At 43.2% G+C, this 18,723-nt stretch carries 17 protein-coding genes and 1 other annotated feature; all 17 genes read left to right on the top strand.

Features of this window, described 5'->3' with window-relative positions; translation table 11 throughout:
- Positions 1-9: 9 nt before the first annotated feature.
- Positions 10-160 (top strand) — a sequence feature (ribosomal protein L10 leader region).
- A gap of 161 nt (positions 161-321) precedes the next feature.
- Positions 322-828: a 50S ribosomal protein L10 gene (rplJ, locus tag PV403_RS21400; RefSeq protein ID WP_249717793.1), complete on the top strand. Its 507-nt coding sequence runs from the start codon at positions 322-324 to the stop codon at positions 826-828.
- Between the two features lie 55 nt (positions 829-883).
- On the top strand, positions 884-1,249 hold the full coding sequence (gene rplL, locus PV403_RS21395) for a 50S ribosomal protein L7/L12 (RefSeq protein WP_160036598.1): 366 nt from the start codon (positions 884-886) through the stop codon (positions 1,247-1,249).
- 157 nt (positions 1,250-1,406) lie between these two features.
- Positions 1,407-2,006: a class I SAM-dependent methyltransferase gene (locus PV403_RS21390; RefSeq protein WP_213535600.1), complete on the top strand. Its 600-nt coding sequence runs from the start codon at positions 1,407-1,409 to the stop codon at positions 2,004-2,006.
- Positions 2,007-2,415: 409 nt separating this feature from the next.
- Complete coding sequence (rpoB, locus tag PV403_RS21385; RefSeq protein WP_213535599.1) at positions 2,416-5,967, top strand: DNA-directed RNA polymerase subunit beta; 3,552 nt, start codon at positions 2,416-2,418, stop codon at positions 5,965-5,967.
- A 133-nt stretch (positions 5,968-6,100) separates the two neighbouring features.
- Entirely contained in the window at positions 6,101-9,715 is a 3,615-nt protein-coding gene (gene rpoC / locus PV403_RS21380; protein WP_213535598.1) for a DNA-directed RNA polymerase subunit beta', read from the top strand.
- Between the two features lie 209 nt (positions 9,716-9,924).
- Positions 9,925-10,176 carry a ribosomal L7Ae/L30e/S12e/Gadd45 family protein gene (locus PV403_RS21375; protein WP_213535597.1) on the top strand — a complete coding sequence of 84 codons (252 nt, stop codon included), beginning with the start codon at positions 9,925-9,927 and terminating at the stop codon, positions 10,174-10,176.
- Positions 10,177-10,322: 146 nt separating this feature from the next.
- Complete coding sequence (rpsL, locus tag PV403_RS21370; RefSeq protein WP_160036603.1) at positions 10,323-10,745, top strand: 30S ribosomal protein S12; 423 nt, start codon at positions 10,323-10,325, stop codon at positions 10,743-10,745.
- Positions 10,746-10,853: 108 nt separating this feature from the next.
- Positions 10,854-11,324, top strand: a complete 471-nt coding sequence (gene rpsG / locus PV403_RS21365; protein ID WP_047914093.1) for a 30S ribosomal protein S7 — start codon at positions 10,854-10,856, stop codon at positions 11,322-11,324.
- Positions 11,325-11,371: 47 nt separating this feature from the next.
- Positions 11,372-13,450: an elongation factor G gene (gene fusA, locus PV403_RS21360; protein WP_213535596.1), complete on the top strand. Its 2,079-nt coding sequence runs from the start codon at positions 11,372-11,374 to the stop codon at positions 13,448-13,450.
- A gap of 109 nt (positions 13,451-13,559) precedes the next feature.
- On the top strand, positions 13,560-14,750 hold the full coding sequence (gene tuf / locus PV403_RS21355) for an elongation factor Tu (RefSeq protein WP_160036605.1): 1,191 nt from the start codon (positions 13,560-13,562) through the stop codon (positions 14,748-14,750).
- A 467-nt stretch (positions 14,751-15,217) separates the two neighbouring features.
- Positions 15,218-15,526 carry a 30S ribosomal protein S10 gene (gene rpsJ / locus PV403_RS21350; protein ID WP_017692074.1) on the top strand — a complete coding sequence of 103 codons (309 nt, stop codon included), beginning with the start codon at positions 15,218-15,220 and terminating at the stop codon, positions 15,524-15,526.
- A gap of 38 nt (positions 15,527-15,564) precedes the next feature.
- Positions 15,565-16,188 carry a 50S ribosomal protein L3 gene (rplC, locus tag PV403_RS21345; RefSeq protein ID WP_160036606.1) on the top strand — a complete coding sequence of 208 codons (624 nt, stop codon included), beginning with the start codon at positions 15,565-15,567 and terminating at the stop codon, positions 16,186-16,188.
- Positions 16,189-16,214: 26 nt separating this feature from the next.
- Positions 16,215-16,838: a 50S ribosomal protein L4 gene (gene rplD, locus PV403_RS21340; RefSeq protein ID WP_160036607.1), complete on the top strand. Its 624-nt coding sequence runs from the start codon at positions 16,215-16,217 to the stop codon at positions 16,836-16,838.
- Positions 16,838-17,128: a 50S ribosomal protein L23 gene (rplW, locus tag PV403_RS21335; RefSeq protein ID WP_191804522.1), complete on the top strand. Its 291-nt coding sequence runs from the start codon at positions 16,838-16,840 to the stop codon at positions 17,126-17,128. The genes rplD and rplW overlap by 1 nt, the downstream gene beginning before the upstream one ends.
- 29 nt (positions 17,129-17,157) lie before the next feature.
- Positions 17,158-17,988 (top strand): 50S ribosomal protein L2, encoded by an 831-nt coding sequence (rplB, locus tag PV403_RS21330; protein ID WP_213535594.1) that lies wholly within the window; start codon positions 17,158-17,160, stop codon positions 17,986-17,988.
- Positions 17,989-18,063: 75 nt separating this feature from the next.
- On the top strand, positions 18,064-18,342 hold the full coding sequence (gene rpsS, locus PV403_RS21325) for a 30S ribosomal protein S19 (protein ID WP_160036610.1): 279 nt from the start codon (positions 18,064-18,066) through the stop codon (positions 18,340-18,342).
- Between the two features lie 36 nt (positions 18,343-18,378).
- On the top strand, positions 18,379-18,711 hold the full coding sequence (gene rplV / locus PV403_RS21320) for a 50S ribosomal protein L22 (protein ID WP_160036611.1): 333 nt from the start codon (positions 18,379-18,381) through the stop codon (positions 18,709-18,711).
- The last annotated feature ends 12 nt before the right edge of the window (positions 18,712-18,723 follow it).

Genomic DNA, 18,723 nt, shown 5'->3' with positions numbered 1-18,723 from the left:
ACTGACCATTAAATTCGAATATGCTTACCGTAGACAGTAGGTGCTGTAACAAGCTTAATTTCCTACCGAGGTGTGATGATAGAACGTATCATTTGAGTGTTTTGCTCAATATGACTTTATCAAGCCTTCGTGATTCTACGGAGGCTTTTCTTATGGATAAATGAATCGGGAATCGTAATGCTTCCCGATTCGTGAATCTTACGGAAAATCTTCCGCGAATAAGCGGTTTTTACAGCCCTGATCTTTCAATGATGGAGAAGGCGCTGGATGCAGGACAGTCTTTTGGCTGATCTGCAAGAAATCTATCAGGAGGTGTACAATTTGGCAAACGCAAAAGTGATCCAAGCAAAACAAGAAGCGGTTGATGTAGTAACAGCTAAATTGCGCGAAAGCGCAACTACTGTTGTAGCTGACTATCGTGGTCTAAACGTTTCCCAAGTAACTGAGCTGCGTAAACAGCTTCGTGATGCGGGAATCGAATTCCAAGTACTGAAAAACACATTGCTTCGCCGTGCAACTGCGGCTGCTGAGCTGTCTGAGCTTGATGAAGTTCTTACTGGCCCTACTGCAATTGCATTCAGTACTGATGATGTTGTTGCTCCAGCCAAAATTTTGAATGACTTCGCTAAGAAAAACGAAGCTTTGAAAATTAAAGGTGGGGTAGTTGAAGGTCGTGTAGTTAGTGTTGAAGAAGTTCAAGCACTTGCAGAGCTTCCTTCACGCGAAGGTCTTCTTTCTATGCTCCTCAGCGTGCTTCAAGCACCTGTACGCAACTTCGCCCTTGCGGTTAAAGCAGTTGGCGAACAAAAAGAAGAGCAAGGCGCTTGATTTTTTGAATAAACAAGCTATATAAAATACTAATTAAAATAATGGAGGTTCAACCATGAGTAAAGAGCAAATCTTGGAAGCAATCAAAGGTATGACTGTATTGGAACTGAACGATCTTGTTAAAGCAATCGAAGAAGAATTTGGCGTAACTGCTGCAGCTCCTGTAGCTGTTATGGGTGGCGCTGCTGGCGGTGCTGAAGCTGCTGAGCAAACAGAATTTGATGTAATCCTTACATCTGCTGGTGCTTCCAAAATCAACGTAATCAAAGCAGTTCGCGAAATCACTGGTCTTGGCTTGAAAGAAGCTAAAGAAGTAGTAGACAACGCTCCTAAAGCTTTGAAAGAAAAAGTAAGCAAAGAAGAAGCTGAAACAGTTAAAGCTAAACTTGAAGAAGTTGGCGCTTCTGTTGAATTGAAATAGTCCATTTCACTATTTAAGTGAATAGGAAAATTAACATACAAACCCCTTGAAGCAATCAAGGGGTTTGTTGTTATGAAGGGGCATGATTGGTAATAATTGAAGATATTCGGTATCTTTCATTATGCTAATGTACTTTGTAGAGAAGGGGTTTTGTATCATGTCCGATCACTACTATTCCAGTAAGCCTGAAACTGCTCATGATCGGCAGATGCTTGCAGTAGATTTGAGAGGTTTTTCGCTAAAACTGACAAGTGATGCTGGAGTTTTTTCGAAGAATGGTGTGGATTATGGTAGTCGGGTCCTGATTAATGCAATGGATTTGACAGGTGCCAAAGCAATTCTTGATGTTGGTTGTGGGTACGGTCCAATTGGTATTACGGCAGCAAAACTTGTCCCGGATGCGATTGTGACAATGCTTGATATTAATGAAAGAGCTGTTGAACTTGCCAGACACAATGCCATTCAAAATCAAGTGAGTAGTAATACGGTGATTAAACAAAGCGATCGTCTTGAAGCGGTGCGGAATCAATTGTTTGATGTCATTCTAACGAATCCACCGATTCGAGCAGGTAAAGAGATCGTGCATTCTATTTTTGAACAGGCGTATGAGCAGCTTAGAGTTGGAGGATCTTTGTGGATTGTGATTCAGAAGAAACAGGGCGCGCCTTCAGCAAGAGAAAAGCTTTCTTCAATGTTCAAATATGTAGAGGAAGTTACCAAAGATAAAGGATATCGGATTTTCAGAGCGGAGAAATAACCAAGAGATGGAAAGTATATAATTGCAAAAAAATGCAATTGAACTATTGACTTGACAAATCAGTTATGGTATTCTTAGTGAATGTCAGTATTAAGATGCCCTACTTAGCTTTAGTTTGTAAAAATGTCAATCTTTTTTTCGCCTTTTTTGGCATATTTCTGTGCAGATCGGCGTATAATATGTACATTTTGGGCAAACTATACGTAAGTGGGTTTTTCTGGGATGAAGAGGACATCCACTAATTAAGTTGCTCTTTTATCGAAAAAATTCGAATTAAGGGCTTTTCTTTATTTGTGGATACGCAACTCTGTTATCAGATAATCTTGTTATGAGTTCCATTATAAGGTTACAAACAGAGGTTCGCAACGAAATTTTTAAAAGTGAGTAGACATTGAGGGGTGAGTTTAAGTTGGCAGGACATCTTGTTCAGTATGGTCGACGCACTCGGCGCAGTTATGCACGAATTAACGAGATACTCGAAATTCCGAACCTGATAGAAATCCAACAAAAATCTTACGAATGGTTTTTGGAGGAAGGTTTGCGCGAAATGTTCCAGGACATCTCGCCTATTCAGGATTTTACCGGTAATCTGGTATTGGAATTTATCGACTACAGTCTCGGTGAACCGAAATATACGGTAGACGACGCGAAGGAACGCGACGTTACTTATGCCGCACCACTTCGGGTTAAGGTCCGGCTCATTAATAAGGAAACGGGCGAAGTCAAAGAGCAGGAAGTATTCATGGGGGATTTCCCGCTGATGACGGAAACAGGCACGTTTATCATTAACGGTGCGGAACGGGTTATTGTCAGCCAGTTGGTTCGCTCCCCTAGCGTCTATTTCAGCACTAAAATAGATAAGAATGCAAAGAAATCTTATACAGCAACAGTGATTCCGAACCGTGGTGCATGGCTCGAACTCGAGATGGATGCGAAGGATATTATCTATGTTCGTATCGATCGTACTCGTAAAATCCCTGTTACCGTACTACTTAGATCTCTTGGATTCGGTACAGACGCAGAAATTTTGGAACTACTCGGCGATGACGAGTATATCCGAAATACGCTGGATAAAGACAATACGGATTCGACAGAGAAAGCGCTGATTGAAATTTATGAGCGTCTTCGTCCAGGCGAACCGCCAACATTGGATAATGCAAAGAGCTTGCTTGTAGCTCGCTTCTTCGATCCAAAACGTTATGACCTTGCTAACGTAGGTCGTTACAAAATGAATAAAAAGCTTCACATCAAAAACCGTTTGTTCAATCAGCGTCTAGCTGAGTCTCTGATTGATACTTCAACAGGGGAAATCATCGCTGAAGCAGGTCAAGTTATTGACCGCCGTTTGCTAGATGAGATTCTTCCTTACCTTGAAAGTGAAAACGGAGTTGGAACACGTACTTATCATGTAGCTAATGGTGTTCTTGATGCTAATGATATTCCTGTTCAAACGATTGATGTATTCTCACCAAATGAAGATGGAAAAGTTGTGAAGTTGATAGCGAACAGCAATATTGATAAATCTGTGAAGAACATAACTCCAGCAGATATTATCTCTTCCATCAGTTATTTCTTGAACTTACTGCAAGGCATCGGTGATACAGATGATATCGATCACCTGGGTAACCGTCGTTTGCGTTCTGTGGGTGAACTCTTGCAGAATCAATTCCGTATTGGTCTTTCCCGTATGGAACGTGTAGTTCGTGAAAGAATGTCTATCCAAGATGCGAATGTAATTACACCGCAGGCGCTTATTAATATTCGCCCTGTAATTGCATCGATTAAAGAATTCTTCGGTAGTTCTCAGTTGTCTCAATTTATGGATCAAACGAACCCGCTGGGAGAGCTTACTCACAAACGTCGTTTATCCGCACTCGGACCAGGTGGTTTGACTCGTGAGCGCGCTGGCTTTGAAGTGCGTGACGTTCATCCATCTCACTATGGCCGTATGTGTCCAATTGAAACTCCTGAGGGACCAAACATCGGTTTGATCAACTCCTTGTCTACATTTGCTCGCGTTAATGAGTATGGTTTTATTGAGGCTCCTTATCGTTGGGTAGATCCTAAGACGGGCCGTGTTACTGATCAAGTGCGCTACGTTACAGCTGACGAGGAAGATAACTATGTTATCGCTCAGGCAAACGCGAAGCTGAATGATGACGGTTCATTTGCTGAGGATATGGTTGTTGTACGTTATAATAAACAGTCTGATAACATTACAACCATGCCTAATAATCGAGTTGACTATATGGACGTATCGCCTAAACAAGTAGTTTCCGTTGCAACGGCGCTCATTCCGTTCCTTGAGAACGATGACTCCAACCGTGCGCTCATGGGATCTAACATGCAGCGGCAGGCTGTTCCTCTTCTGATTCCTAAAGCACCGCTAGTAGGTACAGGAATGGAACATAAGGCTGCGAAAGATTCTGGTGTATGTATTGTATCCAAACATGACGGGATTATTGAAAGATCTTCTGCCAATGAAATTTGGGTTCGTAAAATTGAAATGGTAGACGGTAAAGAAGTTAAAGGCGATCTTGTTAAACATAAATTACACAAATTTATGCGTTCGAACCAAGGAACATGCATTAACCAACGTCCAATTGCTAAAATTGGCGATCGCGTTAAGGTTGGCGACATTTTGGCAGATGGTCCATCTACTGAAATGGGTGAACTAGCACTTGGTCGTAACGTAGTCGTAGCCTTTATGACTTGGGAAGGTTACAACTATGAGGATGCGATCCTTCTTAGTGAGAAACTCGTTAAAGAAGATGTTTATACATCGATCCATATCGAGGAGTATGAGTCCGAAGCTCGTGACACGAAACTTGGACCAGAAGAAATCACGCGCGACATTCCGAATGTCGGGGAAGAAGCTCTTCGTAATCTGGATGAGCGTGGAATTATCCGTATCGGTGCCGAGATCGCTGCAGGCGATATCTTGGTAGGTAAAGTTACACCTAAAGGGGTAACTGAACTTACGGCGGAAGAACGTCTCCTTCATGCAATCTTTGGTGAGAAGGCTCGTGAAGTTCGTGATACATCTCTGAGAGTTCCTCATGGTACTGACGGGATTGTAGTCGATGTGAAGGTGTTTACTCGTGAGAATGGTGATGAACTCCCTCCAGGTGTGAATCAACTCGTTCGTGTCTATATCGCTCAAAAACGGAAAATTTCCGAGGGTGATAAAATGGCAGGACGTCACGGTAACAAAGGGGTCGTGGCGCGTATTCTTCCAGAAGAAGATATGCCTTTCCTTCCTGATGGAACACCAGTTCAAGTTGTTCTGAACCCGCTGGGTGTACCATCCCGTATGAACATCGGTCAGGTTCTTGAAGTTCACTTGGGTATGGCTGCAATGCAACTAGGTATTCATGTTGCTACACCAGTATTTGACGGTGCAACGGAGTATGACGTATTTGATACGATGGAAGAAGCAGGAATGCAACGTAACGGTAAGACAGTTCTATATGATGGCCGTACGGGTGATCGCTTCGAACGTGAAGTTACCGTTGGTGTCATGCATATGATCAAACTTGCCCACATGGTTGACGATAAAATTCATGCTCGTTCTACAGGTCCTTACTCACTCGTTACGCAACAGCCGCTGGGTGGTAAAGCTCAGTTTGGTGGACAACGTTTCGGGGAGATGGAGGTATGGGCGCTTGAAGCATACGGTGCTGCCTACACGCTTCAAGAAATCCTTACTGTAAAATCAGATGATGTGGTTGGTCGTGTGAAAACTTACGAATCCATCGTTAAAGGTGAGAATGTACCAGAACCAGGTATTCCAGAATCCTTTAAAGTTCTTATTAAAGAGCTTCAAAGCCTTGGTATGGACGTTAAGATGCTCACTAAAGATGAAGAAGAAATTGATTTGAAAGAATCAGATGATGATGACGATGCTGCGAGCGATAAGCTGAGCCTCAATCTTGAAGGTTCAGAAGTAGGCGCAGAGTAATTTATTAATAAGTCATTGTCATTTGTCTCAATACCGGAATTTTCATCAGGCTCTTACTCCCCTTTGGCGGTCTTATGGATTGCTAGAGGGGAAAGAACCTAGAATTTAGGACTTGGTTAAGGAGGGTTGCTCCTTGTTGGACGTAAACAATTTCGAATATATGAAAATCGGGCTTGCATCGCCGGAAAAAATTCGCTCTTGGTCCCGCGGAGAAGTGAAAAAGCCGGAGACGATTAACTATCGTACGTTGAAACCGGAAAAAGAAGGTCTGTTCTGCGAGAAAATTTTTGGTCCTACAAAGGACTGGGAATGTCACTGTGGTAAATACAAACGTGTACGTTATAAAGGCGTAGTTTGTGATCGTTGTGGCGTTGAAGTAACTCGCGCTAAAGTGCGTCGCGAACGCATGGGGCATATTGAACTGGCAGCTCCGGTTTCACACATCTGGTATTTCAAAGGCATTCCGAGCCGTATGGGTCTGGCTCTAGATATGTCTCCGAGATCTTTGGAAGAGATCATCTATTTTGCATCATATGTTGTTACTGATCCAGGTGAAACTCCTCTGGAAAGAAAACAACTTTTGTCCGAAAAAGAATATCGTAGCTACCGTGAAAAATACGGTTACGGATTCCATGCAGGCATGGGTGCAGAAGCAGTAAAAAAACTACTTCAAGATCTTGATATTGAAAAAGAACTTGAATTCTTGAAGGAAGAGCTTCGTACTGCTCAAGGACAACGTCGTAATCGTGCGATTAAACGCCTTGAAGTCATTGAAGCTTTCCGTAATTCTGGCAATAAGCCGGACTGGATGATCATGGATGTACTTCCGGTCATTCCTCCTGAGCTTCGTCCAATGGTTCAGCTCGATGGTGGACGTTTTGCAACGTCAGACTTGAATGATCTGTACCGTCGTGTTATTAACCGTAATAACCGTTTGAAACGCCTTTTGGATCTTGGTGCTCCTGATATTATCGTTCAAAACGAAAAACGGATGCTTCAAGAAGCAGTGGATGCTCTTATCGATAATGGCCGTCGTGGTCGTCCGGTAACAGGTCCTGGTAACCGTCCTTTGAAATCTCTCAGCCATATGCTGAAAGGTAAACAAGGTCGTTTCCGTCAGAACTTGCTCGGTAAACGTGTTGACTATTCTGGTCGTTCTGTTATCGTTGTAGGTCCTTACCTGAAAATGTATCAATGTGGTCTTCCAAAAGATATGGCACTTGAATTGTTTAAACCTTTTGTTATGAAAGAACTCGTGAACAAAGGTCTTGCTCACAATATCAAGAGTGCAAAACGTAAAGTTGAGCGTGTAAGTCCGGAAGTATGGGACGTTCTTGAAGAAGTAATTAAAGAACACCCAGTATTACTTAACCGTGCACCGACTCTTCACAGACTCGGTATCCAAGCGTTCGAACCAATTCTTGTAGAAGGTAAAGCGATTCGTTTGCATCCGCTCGTATGTACGGCTTATAATGCCGACTTTGACGGTGACCAAATGGCCGTTCACGTACCTTTGTCTGCTGAAGCGCAAGCTGAAGCACGTCTTTTGATGCTTGCAGCAGGTAACATCTTGAACCCTAAAGATGGTAAGCCGGTTGTAACTCCATCTCAGGATATGGTCCTGGGCTCTTTCTATCTGACTATGGATAATAAAGAGGAAAAAGGAACAGGTATGATTCTGCGTACGGTTAACGAAGCAGTCTCTGCTTACCAACGTGGATCCGCTGGTCTTCATGCTCGTGTTGCTATTCCAGTTAAAGCTCTGAATAAAACAAGTTTTACAGAAAAACAACAAGAAGCAATGATGATTACAACAATCGGTAAGATTATCTTTAATGAGATTTTCCCTAGCAGCTTCCCTTATATTAATGATGCAACTCGTGCGAACCTTATCCAAGGTACACCTGAGTTTTCCTTTGTATATGAGAAAGGTGCTAACTTGCAGGAAGCAATCATGAATGCACCTCAAACCAATGGTGTTGGTAAAGAGTATCTTGGTCACATCATTGCACGTTGTTTCGAGGTTTATCATACAACAAGAACATCTGTTATTTTGGATAAAATCAAGCAACTCGGTTTCACATACTCCACTCGTGCAGGGGTTACTGTTGGTGTATCCGACGTTATTATTCCTGAAGAGAAGTATGAGATTCTTCGTGTATCTGATGAAAAAGTTGCTGTCGTTACGAATCAGTATCGTCGCGGACTTATCACGAACGAAGAACGTTATGACCGCGTAATTGATATTTGGTCCAAAGCAAAAGATGAAATTACTGATATCCTTATGAAATCCATGGATCGCTTTAACTCCATTATGCTTATGGTGGACTCTAAAGCACGTGGTAACAAATCACAGATCACTCAGCTGGGCGGTATGCGTGGACTGATGGCCAACCCATCTGGACGTATCATCGAGCTCCCAATCAAATCGAATTTCCGTGAAGGTCTGACAGTACTCGAGTACTTCTTGTCCACTCACGGTGCGCGTAAAGGTCTTGCCGATACAGCGCTTCGTACTGCTGACTCCGGTTACCTGACTCGTCGTCTGGTAGACGTAGCACAGGATGTTATTGTTCGAGAAGATGACTGTGGAACGGACAAAGGATTTACGGTTAGCCGTATCCAAGATGGTAAAGAGGTTATCGAGGATCTATACGATCGTATCGAAGGCCGTTACTGTTTCCAAACGGTTCGTCACCCAGAAACGGGAGAAGTTATCGCTAATCGTAATGAGCTAATTGATTCGGATAAAGCAGAAGCTATTGTTGCTGCCGGTGTTCAAAAGCTACAGATTCGCTCTGTGCTTAGCTGCCGTGCACGTCATGGGGTCTGCAAGAAGTGTTACGGACGTAACCTGGCAACAGGTAAACATGTGGAGATTGGTGAAGCAGTTGGTATTATCGCTGCTCAATCCATCGGTGAACCAGGAACACAGCTTACAATGCGTACGTTCCATACCGGTGGTGTTGCCGGAGATGATATTACACAAGGTCTTCCGCGTATCCAAGAGCTCTTTGAGGCGCGTAATCCTAAAGGTCAAGCAACAATCAGTGAAATTGATGGTGTTGTTAAAGAAATCCGTGAAGCAAAAGACCGCCGTGAAATTGAAATCCAAGGGGAAGCAGAAACGAAAGTATATGCTGTTACCTATGGATCCCGCCTGCGCGTGAGCGAAGGTATGGAAATTGAAGCCGGCGATGAGCTTACAGACGGTTCTATTGACCCGAAAGAAATGCTTCGAATCAAAGGTGTTCGTGGAGTTCAAAACTACATCTTGCAAGAAGTACAACGTGTATATCGTAACCAAGGTGTAGAAATTAACGACAAACACGTTGAAGTTATGATTCGTCAAATGCTGCGCAAGATCCGTATTGTGGATGCAGGGGATACAACGCTGCTTCCAGGATCTTTTGTAGACACACATGAATACGAAGCAGCTAATAAAGATGCAATTCTTAGTGACAAGGAACCTGCTGTGGCGAAACCAGTACTTCTTGGTATTACCAAAGCGTCCCTTGAAACGGATTCCTTCTTGTCTGCAGCTTCCTTCCAAGAGACGACACGTGTCTTAACTGATGCTGCTATTAAAGGTAAAGTCGACCAACTTCTTGGATTGAAAGAGAATGTAATTCTTGGTAAGTTGATCCCTGCTGGTACTGGTATGAATCGTTACCGCAGTGTGAAATTGGCACAGCCGGAAGATGGCGAATCTAACCTAGAAGCTCTTGAAACAGTTTCAGTAGACTAGTAACACAACTTTGGAGTCTGAAAGGACACTAAATTCGGCTTGACCGTACCAATTGTATATCTAGAGGAGATTAGGATCTCCTCTGGATATAACAATTCCAATGCTTAGAATTTATATGAATCTCTTGACAACGAATGTCCCTAGGTGCTAATATAGCAAAGGTGCATGAGTAGTCACATGTTATCATGTCTTTTCGGAGGTATTGATAAATGTCGAACGACAACTTTTTGCAGGATGCTCATGTCAAGATCGGTACCAAGCAGACCATGAAGATGGTTGAGTCAGGAATTGCTGCTGAGGTTTATGTGGCGCAAGATGCTGATATGCGGATTACTTCGAAGATCCAGGCTTTATGTGAGAAACACCAAGTGAAACTAACTCTAGTTGACACGATGGAACGACTCGGTAAGGCATGTGGGATTGAAGTAGGAGCGGCAATGGTAGCCGTTGTGAAACAATAGGTTATAGAAGATGTTTTTGTCTGGATGCTCAAGCTTCCTAATACGGCAAAAACTTTTCATTTGTTCTTTTATGAACCGCCTGGGTCTGTGGACTTAAAAAGTGAGGTTTATAAATAGAATGACGAATCTAGGAAGGGGGTGGCAACATGCCAACAATTAATCAGCTAGTTCGTAAAGGACGTCAAGCTAAAGTCTACAAGTCTAAATCACCAGCGTTGCAAAAAGGCTATAATGCCCTTAAACGTGAATCCACTAACATTAGTGCTCCACAAAAACGTGGTGTTTGTACTCGTGTAGGTACAATGACTCCACGTAAACCAAACTCAGCGCTCCGTAAATATGCTCGTGTTCGTTTGACGAACCGTCTCGAGGTAACAGCTTATATCCCGGGTATCGGACATAACTTACAAGAGCACAGTGTTGTATTGCTTCGCGGAGGTAAAGTAAAGGACCTTGCAGGGGTTCGTTACCATATCGTTCGTGGTGCTTTGGATACAGCAGGTGTAGCTAACCGGATGCAAGCCCGTTCTAAATACGGTGCGAAACGCCCTAAAGCTAAAAAAGCATAAGGTTAGTTTCTAATCTTATTGTGTCAGTAAACCGATAGCATGACGCTTCGGTCGCAGAACAACAACAACAACAACAAAAGTATAAACATATAAGAAAGGGGGATATCTATGCCACGCAAAGGTCCTGTTACCAAAAGAGACGTGTTGCCTGATCCGGTTTACAACAGCAAACTTGTAACTCGCCTGATCAACCGCATCATGCTTGATGGAAAACGTGGTGTTGCTCAAAGCATCTTGTACAATGCGTTCAACTTGATTCAAGAACGTACTGGTAAAGATCCTATGGAAGTCTTTGAAGCAGCTATCAAAAATATTATGCCGGTTCTGGAAGTTAAAGCTCGCCGTGTTGGTGGTGCTAACTATCAAGTACCTATCGAGGTTAAACCGGAAAGACGTACTTCCCTTGGTTTACGTTGGCTTGTAAACTACTCCCGCAGCCGCGGTGAGAAAACAATGGAAGAGCGTTTGGCAGCTGAGATTATCGACGCTTCCAACAACACTGGTGCTTCCGTTAAAAAACGTGAAGACACACACAAAATGGCTGAAGCAAATAAAGCATTTGCTCACTACCGTTGGTAGGATTTCAGTCTTAAAAATATACTTCATTTTGAAGGGAGACCTAAGTCATGGCTACTAGAGAGTTCTCCTTGCAAAATACACGTAATATCGGGATCATGGCGCATATTGACGCTGGTAAGACAACTACCACTGAGCGGATTTTGTTCTACACAGGACGTACTCATAAGATTGGTGAAACCCATGAGGGTTCCGCTACTATGGACTGGATGGAACAAGAACAGGAGCGCGGTATCACGATTACTTCCGCTGCGACGACTGCTCAATGGAAAGGTCACCGCGTTAATATCATTGATACCCCGGGACACGTTGACTTCACAGTAGAAGTTGAACGTTCCCTTCGTGTATTGGACGGAGCAGTAGGTGTTTTCAGTGCGAAAGAAGGCGTAGAGCCTCAGTCTGAAACTGTATGGAGACAGGCTGATCGTTACGGCGTACCTCGTATCGCATATGTAAACAAAATGGATATCATTGGCGCAGACTATCTTAACGTTGTTAAAGATATGCGCGAGCGTCTTCAAGCTAATGCTGTTGCAATTCAACTTCCTATCGGAGCTGAAAATGATTTTGTTGGTATTATTGACATTATCGAGCAAAAAGCATATATCTTCAAAGACGATCTTGGTAAAGAAGTTGAAGAAACTGATGTGCCAGCAGAATTTGCTGACCAAGTTGAAGAACTTCGTATGGAACTGATCGAGAAAGTAGCAGAACTTGATGAAGACTTGACTATGAAATACCTCGAGGGCGAAGAAATCTCTGTTCCTGAGATTAAAGCAGCTCTTCGTAAAGGTGTAGTAGAAGTTAAGATCTTCCCAGTTATCTGTGGATCTTCTTATCGTAACAAAGGTGTTCAACTTATGTTGGATGCTGTTCTTGATTACCTACCATCTCCTGTTGATGTTCCTGCGATCACAGGTCATTTGGAAGATGGAACAGAAGCGGTTCGTAAATCTTCTGACGAAGAGGCGTTCTCGGCTCTTGCGTTTAAGATTATGACTGACCCTTATGTTGGTAAACTTACATTCTTCCGCGTATACTCTGGTGTACTTCAATCCGGTTCTTACGTATTGAATGCAACAAAAGGAAAACGCGAACGTATCGGACGTATTCTTCAAATGCACGCGAACAGCCGTCAAGAAATCACTGAAGTATTCTCCGGTGATATTGCGTCTGCCGTAGGTTTGAAAGATACCGGTACAGGTGATACACTATGTGATGAGAAAAATCCGATTATCTTGGAGTCAATGAACTTCCCAGATCCGGTTATTCAAATCGCGGTTGAACCAAAAACTAAAGCTGACCAAGATAAGATGTCTGTTGCTCTAGGTAAATTGACTGAAGAGGATCCAACTCTTCGTGCTCATACTGATGAAGAAACAGGACAAACTATTTTGGCTGGTATGGGTGAACTTCACCTTGATATTATCATTGACCGTATGCGTCGTGAGTTCAAAGTGGATACTAACATTGGTCAACCACAAGTTGCTTACCGTGAAACATTCCGTCAACCAGCGCGTGTTGAAGGTAAATTCGTACGTCAGTCCGGTGGCCGCGGTCAATATGGACACGTATGGGTTGAATTCGAACCGCTCGAAGCGGGTAGCGGTAACCAATTTGATAGTAAAGTAGTCGGTGGATCCGTACCTCGTGAGTACATTGGACCTGCACAACAAGGTATTGAAGAAGCTATGAAAAACGGTGTCCTTGCAGGATTCCCGCTTGTAGACGTTAAAGCTACAATCGTAGATGGTTCATACCATGATGTCGATTCCAATGAAATGGCATTTAAAATTGCCGGATCCATGGCACTTAAAGCAGCTAAAGACAAGTGTAAAGCTGTCCTGCTTGAGCCAATCATGAAAGTTGAAGTTACCGTTCCAGAGGAATACATGGGCGACGTAATGGGTATGCTGAATTCCCGTCGTGGTAGAATCGAAGGTATGGATTCTCGCGGTGGTACGCAAATCATTCGTGCTAAGGTACCTCTCTCTGAAATGTTCGGTTACTCCACAACTCTCCGTTCTGGTACACAAGGTCGCGGTGTGTTCTCTATGGAACTCTCTCACTATGAAGAAGTTCCTAGAACAATTTCCGAAGAAATTGTTGCTAAAACTAAGGGAGAATAATTTTTACTAACTGATGTGTGAAAGCACCAAAGGTTAATGTTAATCTAATGGTGCTTATCCACACAGTGCCAACATATAAAACTATCCATTCTAAGGAGGCCACGTTCAAATGGCAAAGGCTAAGTTCGAACGTACTAAACCACACGTTAACATCGGTACTATCGGTCACGTTGACCATGGTAAAACTACATTGACTGCTGCAATCACTACTGTATTGGGTAAAACTTACGGTGGCGCAGCGATCGCTTTCGATCAAATCGATAAAGCTCCAGAAGAGCGCGAACGCGGTATCACAATCTCTACTTCACACGTTGAATATGAAACTGATGCTCGTCACTATGCACACGTTGACTGCCCAGGTCACGCTGACTATGTTAAAAACATGATCACTGGTGCTGCACAAATGGACGGAGCTATCCTGGTTGTATCCGCAGCTGACGGCCCTATGCCGCAAACTCGTGAGCACATCCTTCTGTCCCGCCAAGTAGGCGTACCTTACATCGTTGTATTCTTGAACAAATGCGACATGGTTGAAGACGAAGAGCTTCTTGAACTCGTTGAAATGGAAGTTCGCGACCTTCTTAGCGAATACGACTTCCCAGGTGATGACACTCCAATCACTCGTGGATCTGCTCGTGAAGCACTTCAAAACCCAGAAGGTGAGTGGGCTCAAAAAATCGTTGAGATGTTTAAAGAAATCGATACTTACATCCCAGATCCAGAGCGCGACACTGACAAACCTTTCTTGATGCCTGTTGAGGATGTATTCTCCATCACTGGTCGTGGTACTGTTGCTACAGGTCGTGTAGAGCGTGGTACTATCAAAGTCGGCGAAGAAATCGAAATCGTAGGTATTCACGAAGAAACTAAAAAATCCGTTGTAACGGGCGTTGAAATGTTCCGTAAACTTCTGGATTCCGCTCAAGCTGGTGACAACATCGGAGCATTGCTTCGTGGTGTAGACCGCTCCCAAATCGAGCGTGGACAAGTTCTTTCCAAACCAGGTTCCGTTAATCCGCATACTGAGTTTACTGCTCAAGTATACGTTTTGACTAAAGAAGAAGGCGGACGTCACAAACCTTTCTTCACTGGATACCGTCCACAGTTCTACTTCCGTACAACTGACGTAACTGGTATCATCAACCTTCCAGAAGGTACTGAAATGGTTATGCCTGGTGACAACATCGAAGTTACAGTACAACTGATCTCTCCAATCGCTATTGAAGAGGGTACTCGCTTCGCGATCCGTGAAGGCGGACGTACTGTTGGTGCTGGTGCAGTAGCATCCATCCAAAAATAATTTGACTCCTAAGTCAAATTAAAAATAGAGCAACATTGTATTGGAACGAGTAACATTGTATTGGACAGCAAAAAAAGGATCCTGCCAACTCCGGCTGGGTCCTTTTTTCATTTTTTTCCTTTTGCTTTTTTTATAATTTAATATATAATAGGTAAAGTTGTGATTCGGGGACAACAGATTAAGGAAACAAGACATCTCTATTTCTATAGTAGGGTAGGCTGCAATATTAATTTGAATAAAGCCGAACGAGATATAGAGTAGTATAAGATTGATTGGTTTTAGAATCTTTTATTTAAATGCTTGCATTATGTCTATGTTTTCGATATAATAATGAATGTTGTTCTGTGACGTTGCGATGATGTGAGAGGTTACTGACACACCCGGCCCCTTTGCCATGGGAGAGTGGGTTAGAAAATTTTCACGGAGTATGTCCGATATTAAATTGGGCGATAAAAGGAGGGACTAAAATGGCAAAGCAAAAAATTCGTATTCGTTTGAAAGCTTACGACCACAGGATTCTTGATCAATCCGCTGAGAAAATTGTAGAAACGGCAAAACGTTCGGGTGCAGGTGTATCCGGTCCGATTCCGCTTCCAACTGAAAAACAAATCATTACTATTCTTCGTGCGGTACACAAGTACAAGGATTCTCGTGAACAATTCGAACAACGTACACATAAGCGTTTGATCGACATTGTGAACCCAACTCCACAAACTGTGGATGCCTTGATGCGCTTGGATCTACCGTCCGGTGTAGATATCGAAATTAAATTGTAATATCAAACTTGTATTAATGAAGGAAAAGAGGTGTCAACATGAAAGGTATCTTAGGTAAAAAACTAGGCATGACGCAAGTATTTACACCAGAAGGTAACGTAATTCCTGTAACGGTTATCGAAGCAGGCCCATCTGTTGTCTTGCAAAAGAAAGACCTGGAAAACGACGGCTACGAAGCTGTGCAACTAGGTTATGCCGATAAGAAAGAAAAAAATGCTAATAAACCTGAAACAGGACATGCGAAAAAAGCTAATACAGCTCCTAAGCGCTACGTTCGCGAACTCCGCGGTGTTGATCTTGCGGGATTCGAGGTTGGCCAAGAAATTAAAGCAGACATCTTCGCAGAAGGCGAATTTGTTGACGTAACTGGTATTTCTAAAGGTAAAGGTTTTGCCGGTGTTATCAAACGTTGGGGACAAAGAACAGGCCCAATGTCTCACGGTTCCCGTTACCACAGAGGACCAGGTTCCATGGGTTCCATTCAAGCGAACCGTGTACCTAAAGGTAAACACCTTCCAGGACACATGGGACACGAAACAATTACAATTCAACGTCTTGAAGTAATTAAAGTAGACGCTGAACGTAATGTATTGCTTGTTAAAGGTTCTATTCCTGGACCGAAAAACAGCTTCGTTAAAATTAAAGAATCGGTGAAGAAATAATCACCTAAGGAAAGGAGGAACACAAAATGCCAAAAGTAGCACTTTATAATGTCAGTGGTAGCCAAGTAGGAGAAGTTGAATTGAATGACGCAGTATTCGGAATTGAGCCGAACACTCACGTTCTTCATGATGCTGTTGTTATGCAACGCGCTTCCCTTCGTCAAGGTACACACAAAGTAAAAGGACGTTCTGAAGTACGTGGCGGTGGACGTAAACCTTGGAAACAAAAAGGTACAGGTCGCGCACGTCAAGGTTCGATCCGTGCACCACAATGGGTAGGTGGTGGTACTGTATTCGGTCCAACTCCGCGCAGTTACGCTTTCAAACTACCTAAAAAAGTTCGTCGTCTGGCGATCAAATCCGCATTGTCTTCTAAAGTAATCGACAACGAAATCATCGTTCTGGATGCTCTTACGCTGAACGCACCGAAAACTAAAGAATTTGCAGCTATTTTGAACAATCTTAAAGTAGATCGCAAAGCTTTGATCGTTGGTTCAGGCTATGATGATAATGTTGCTCTTTCCGCGAGAAATATTCCTGGTGTGAAATTTGTTGCGGCTGACGGCATTAATGTTCTTGACGTACTTACGTACGACAAACTGATCATTACAAAAGAAGCAGTACAGATGGTAGAGGAGGTTCTTGCGTAATGAAAAATCCTCGTGATATCATTAAACGTCCAGTAATTACTGAGCGTACAGCTGATATGATGGCTGATTTGAAATATGTTTTCGAAGTAGATATTCGTGCAAATAAAACAGAAATCAAAGCTGCTGTTGAAGAGATCTTCAACGTTAAAGTGAAAAACGTGAACACACTTCGCGTGCCTGGTAAGTTGAAACGTTACGGCCGTTACTCTGGCTACACTCCAGAGTGGAAAAAAGCTTTCGTAACTCTCGCTCCAGACAGCAAAGCACTTGAGTTCTTTGAATCTGTATAAGAAACTGCTAAAGTAAGGAGGGAAATTCAGTGCCAATTAAAAAGTACAAACCGACATCTCCGGCTAGACGTAATATGTCCGTATCCACTTTCGAAGAAATTACGACTAACCAGCCTGAGAAATCGTTGCTTGCTCCGCTGAGCAAAACAGCAGGCCGCAACAACCAAGGTAAAATTACGGTTCGTCACCATGGCGGCGGACACAAACGTAAATATCGTATTATTGACTTTAAACGTACTAAAGATGGAATACCGGGCCGCGTTGCTACAATCGAGTACGACCCTAACCGGACTTCAAATATTGCTCTGATCCACTACGCAGATGGTGAGAAACGTTACATCATCGCTCCAAAAGGACTTAAAGTAGGAGATCAAATCGAATCTGGACCAACTGCAGATATCAAAACAGGTAATGCTTTACCTCTTGAAAATATCCCAGTAGGTACTGTTATTCATAACATTGAGCTTCAACCAGGTAAAGGTGGCCAATTGGTTCGCGCAGCTGGTACAGAAGCACAACTTCTTGGTAAAGAAGAAAAATACGTGACTGTTCGTTTGTCATCTGGTGAAGTTCGCCGCATTCTTAAAGTTTGCCGCGCTACGATCGGATCCGTTGGTAACCAAGATCACGAATTGATTAAAATCGGTAAAGCAGGCCGTAGTCGCTGGCTCGGAAAACGTCCAGAAGTTCGCGGGGTAGTAATGAACCCTAACGATCACCCACACGGTGGTGGTGAAGGTAAAGCTCCAATCGGTCGTAAATCGCCAATGTCTCCTTGGGGCAAACCAACTCTTGGATACAAAACACGTAAGAAAAACAAAGCTTCTGACAAATACATCGTTCGCCGCCGCACGAAGTAATACACATCACTGTGCATAACTTCGCGCGCGCGATCGTGAATGAACGAGAACATTGGATGAAGGGAGGATTTACACATGAGTCGCAGTCTAAAAAAAGGGCCATTTGTTGATGGACACCTGATGAAAAAAGTTGAAGATATGAACGAGTCCGGGAAGAAACTAGTGATCAAAACTTGGTCCCGTCGCTCTACAATTTTCCCGCAATTCATTGGACATACGTTTGGTGTGTATGACGGCCGTAAACACGTTCCTGTATATGTAACGGAAGATATGGTTGGACACAAACTGGGTGAGTTCGCTCCTACGCGTACTTACAAAGGTCATGCAGCAGACGATAAGAAAACAAGAAGATAAATGATCAAGCGCTAATGTTTGAGAGGAGGTTAAACAATGGAAGCAAAAGCACATGCCAAGTTTGTTCGGATTGCTCCTCGTAAAGTTCAACTTGTTGTTGACTTAATTCGTGGTAAGCAAGTGGGCGAGGCGATCGCAATTCTGCGTCACACTCCAAAATCCGCTTCTCCAGTAGTTGAGAAATTGCTCAACTCTGCTATTGCAAATGCAGAGCACAATTACTCTTTGGATATTAACAATCTGGTTATCTCACAAGCTTATGTAAACCAAGGACCGACTATGAAACGTTTCCGCCCTCGTGCAATGGGACGTGCAAGTCGTATCAATAAACGCACCAGCCACATTACTTTGGTGGTATCCGAAAAATAAGGAGGGAAAACG

This window comes from Paenibacillus sp. GYB006 (genome assembly GCF_036577645.1).
Taxonomy (GTDB): Bacteria; Bacillota; Bacilli; order Paenibacillales; family Paenibacillaceae; genus Paenibacillus.
The sequence above is the reverse complement of the archived record's forward strand: the minus strand, read 5'-3'. Positions and strand labels throughout refer to the sequence as shown.

Bases quoted from the DNA above. Each gene is read 5' to 3' on its own strand.
- rplL (WP_160036598.1), top strand. From the start codon at position 884: ATGAGTAAAGAGCAAATCTTGGAAGCAATCAAAGGTATGACTGTATTG.
- PV403_RS21390 (WP_213535600.1), top strand. From the start codon at position 1,407: ATGTCCGATCACTACTATTCCAGTAAGCCTGAAACTGCTCATGATCGG.
- PV403_RS21375 (WP_213535597.1), top strand. From the start codon at position 9,925: ATGTCGAACGACAACTTTTTGCAGGATGCTCATGTCAAGATCGGTACC.
- rpsL (WP_160036603.1), top strand. From the start codon at position 10,323: ATGCCAACAATTAATCAGCTAGTTCGTAAAGGACGTCAAGCTAAAGTC.
- rpsG (WP_047914093.1), top strand. From the start codon at position 10,854: ATGCCACGCAAAGGTCCTGTTACCAAAAGAGACGTGTTGCCTGATCCG.
- fusA (WP_213535596.1), top strand. From the start codon at position 11,372: ATGGCTACTAGAGAGTTCTCCTTGCAAAATACACGTAATATCGGGATC.
- tuf (WP_160036605.1), top strand. From the start codon at position 13,560: ATGGCAAAGGCTAAGTTCGAACGTACTAAACCACACGTTAACATCGGT.
- rpsJ (WP_017692074.1), top strand. From the start codon at position 15,218: ATGGCAAAGCAAAAAATTCGTATTCGTTTGAAAGCTTACGACCACAGG.
- rplC (WP_160036606.1), top strand. From the start codon at position 15,565: ATGAAAGGTATCTTAGGTAAAAAACTAGGCATGACGCAAGTATTTACA.
- rplD (WP_160036607.1), top strand. From the start codon at position 16,215: ATGCCAAAAGTAGCACTTTATAATGTCAGTGGTAGCCAAGTAGGAGAA.
- rplW (WP_191804522.1), top strand. From the start codon at position 16,838: ATGAAAAATCCTCGTGATATCATTAAACGTCCAGTAATTACTGAGCGT.
- rpsS (WP_160036610.1), top strand. From the start codon at position 18,064: ATGAGTCGCAGTCTAAAAAAAGGGCCATTTGTTGATGGACACCTGATG.
- rplV (WP_160036611.1), top strand. From the start codon at position 18,379: ATGGAAGCAAAAGCACATGCCAAGTTTGTTCGGATTGCTCCTCGTAAA.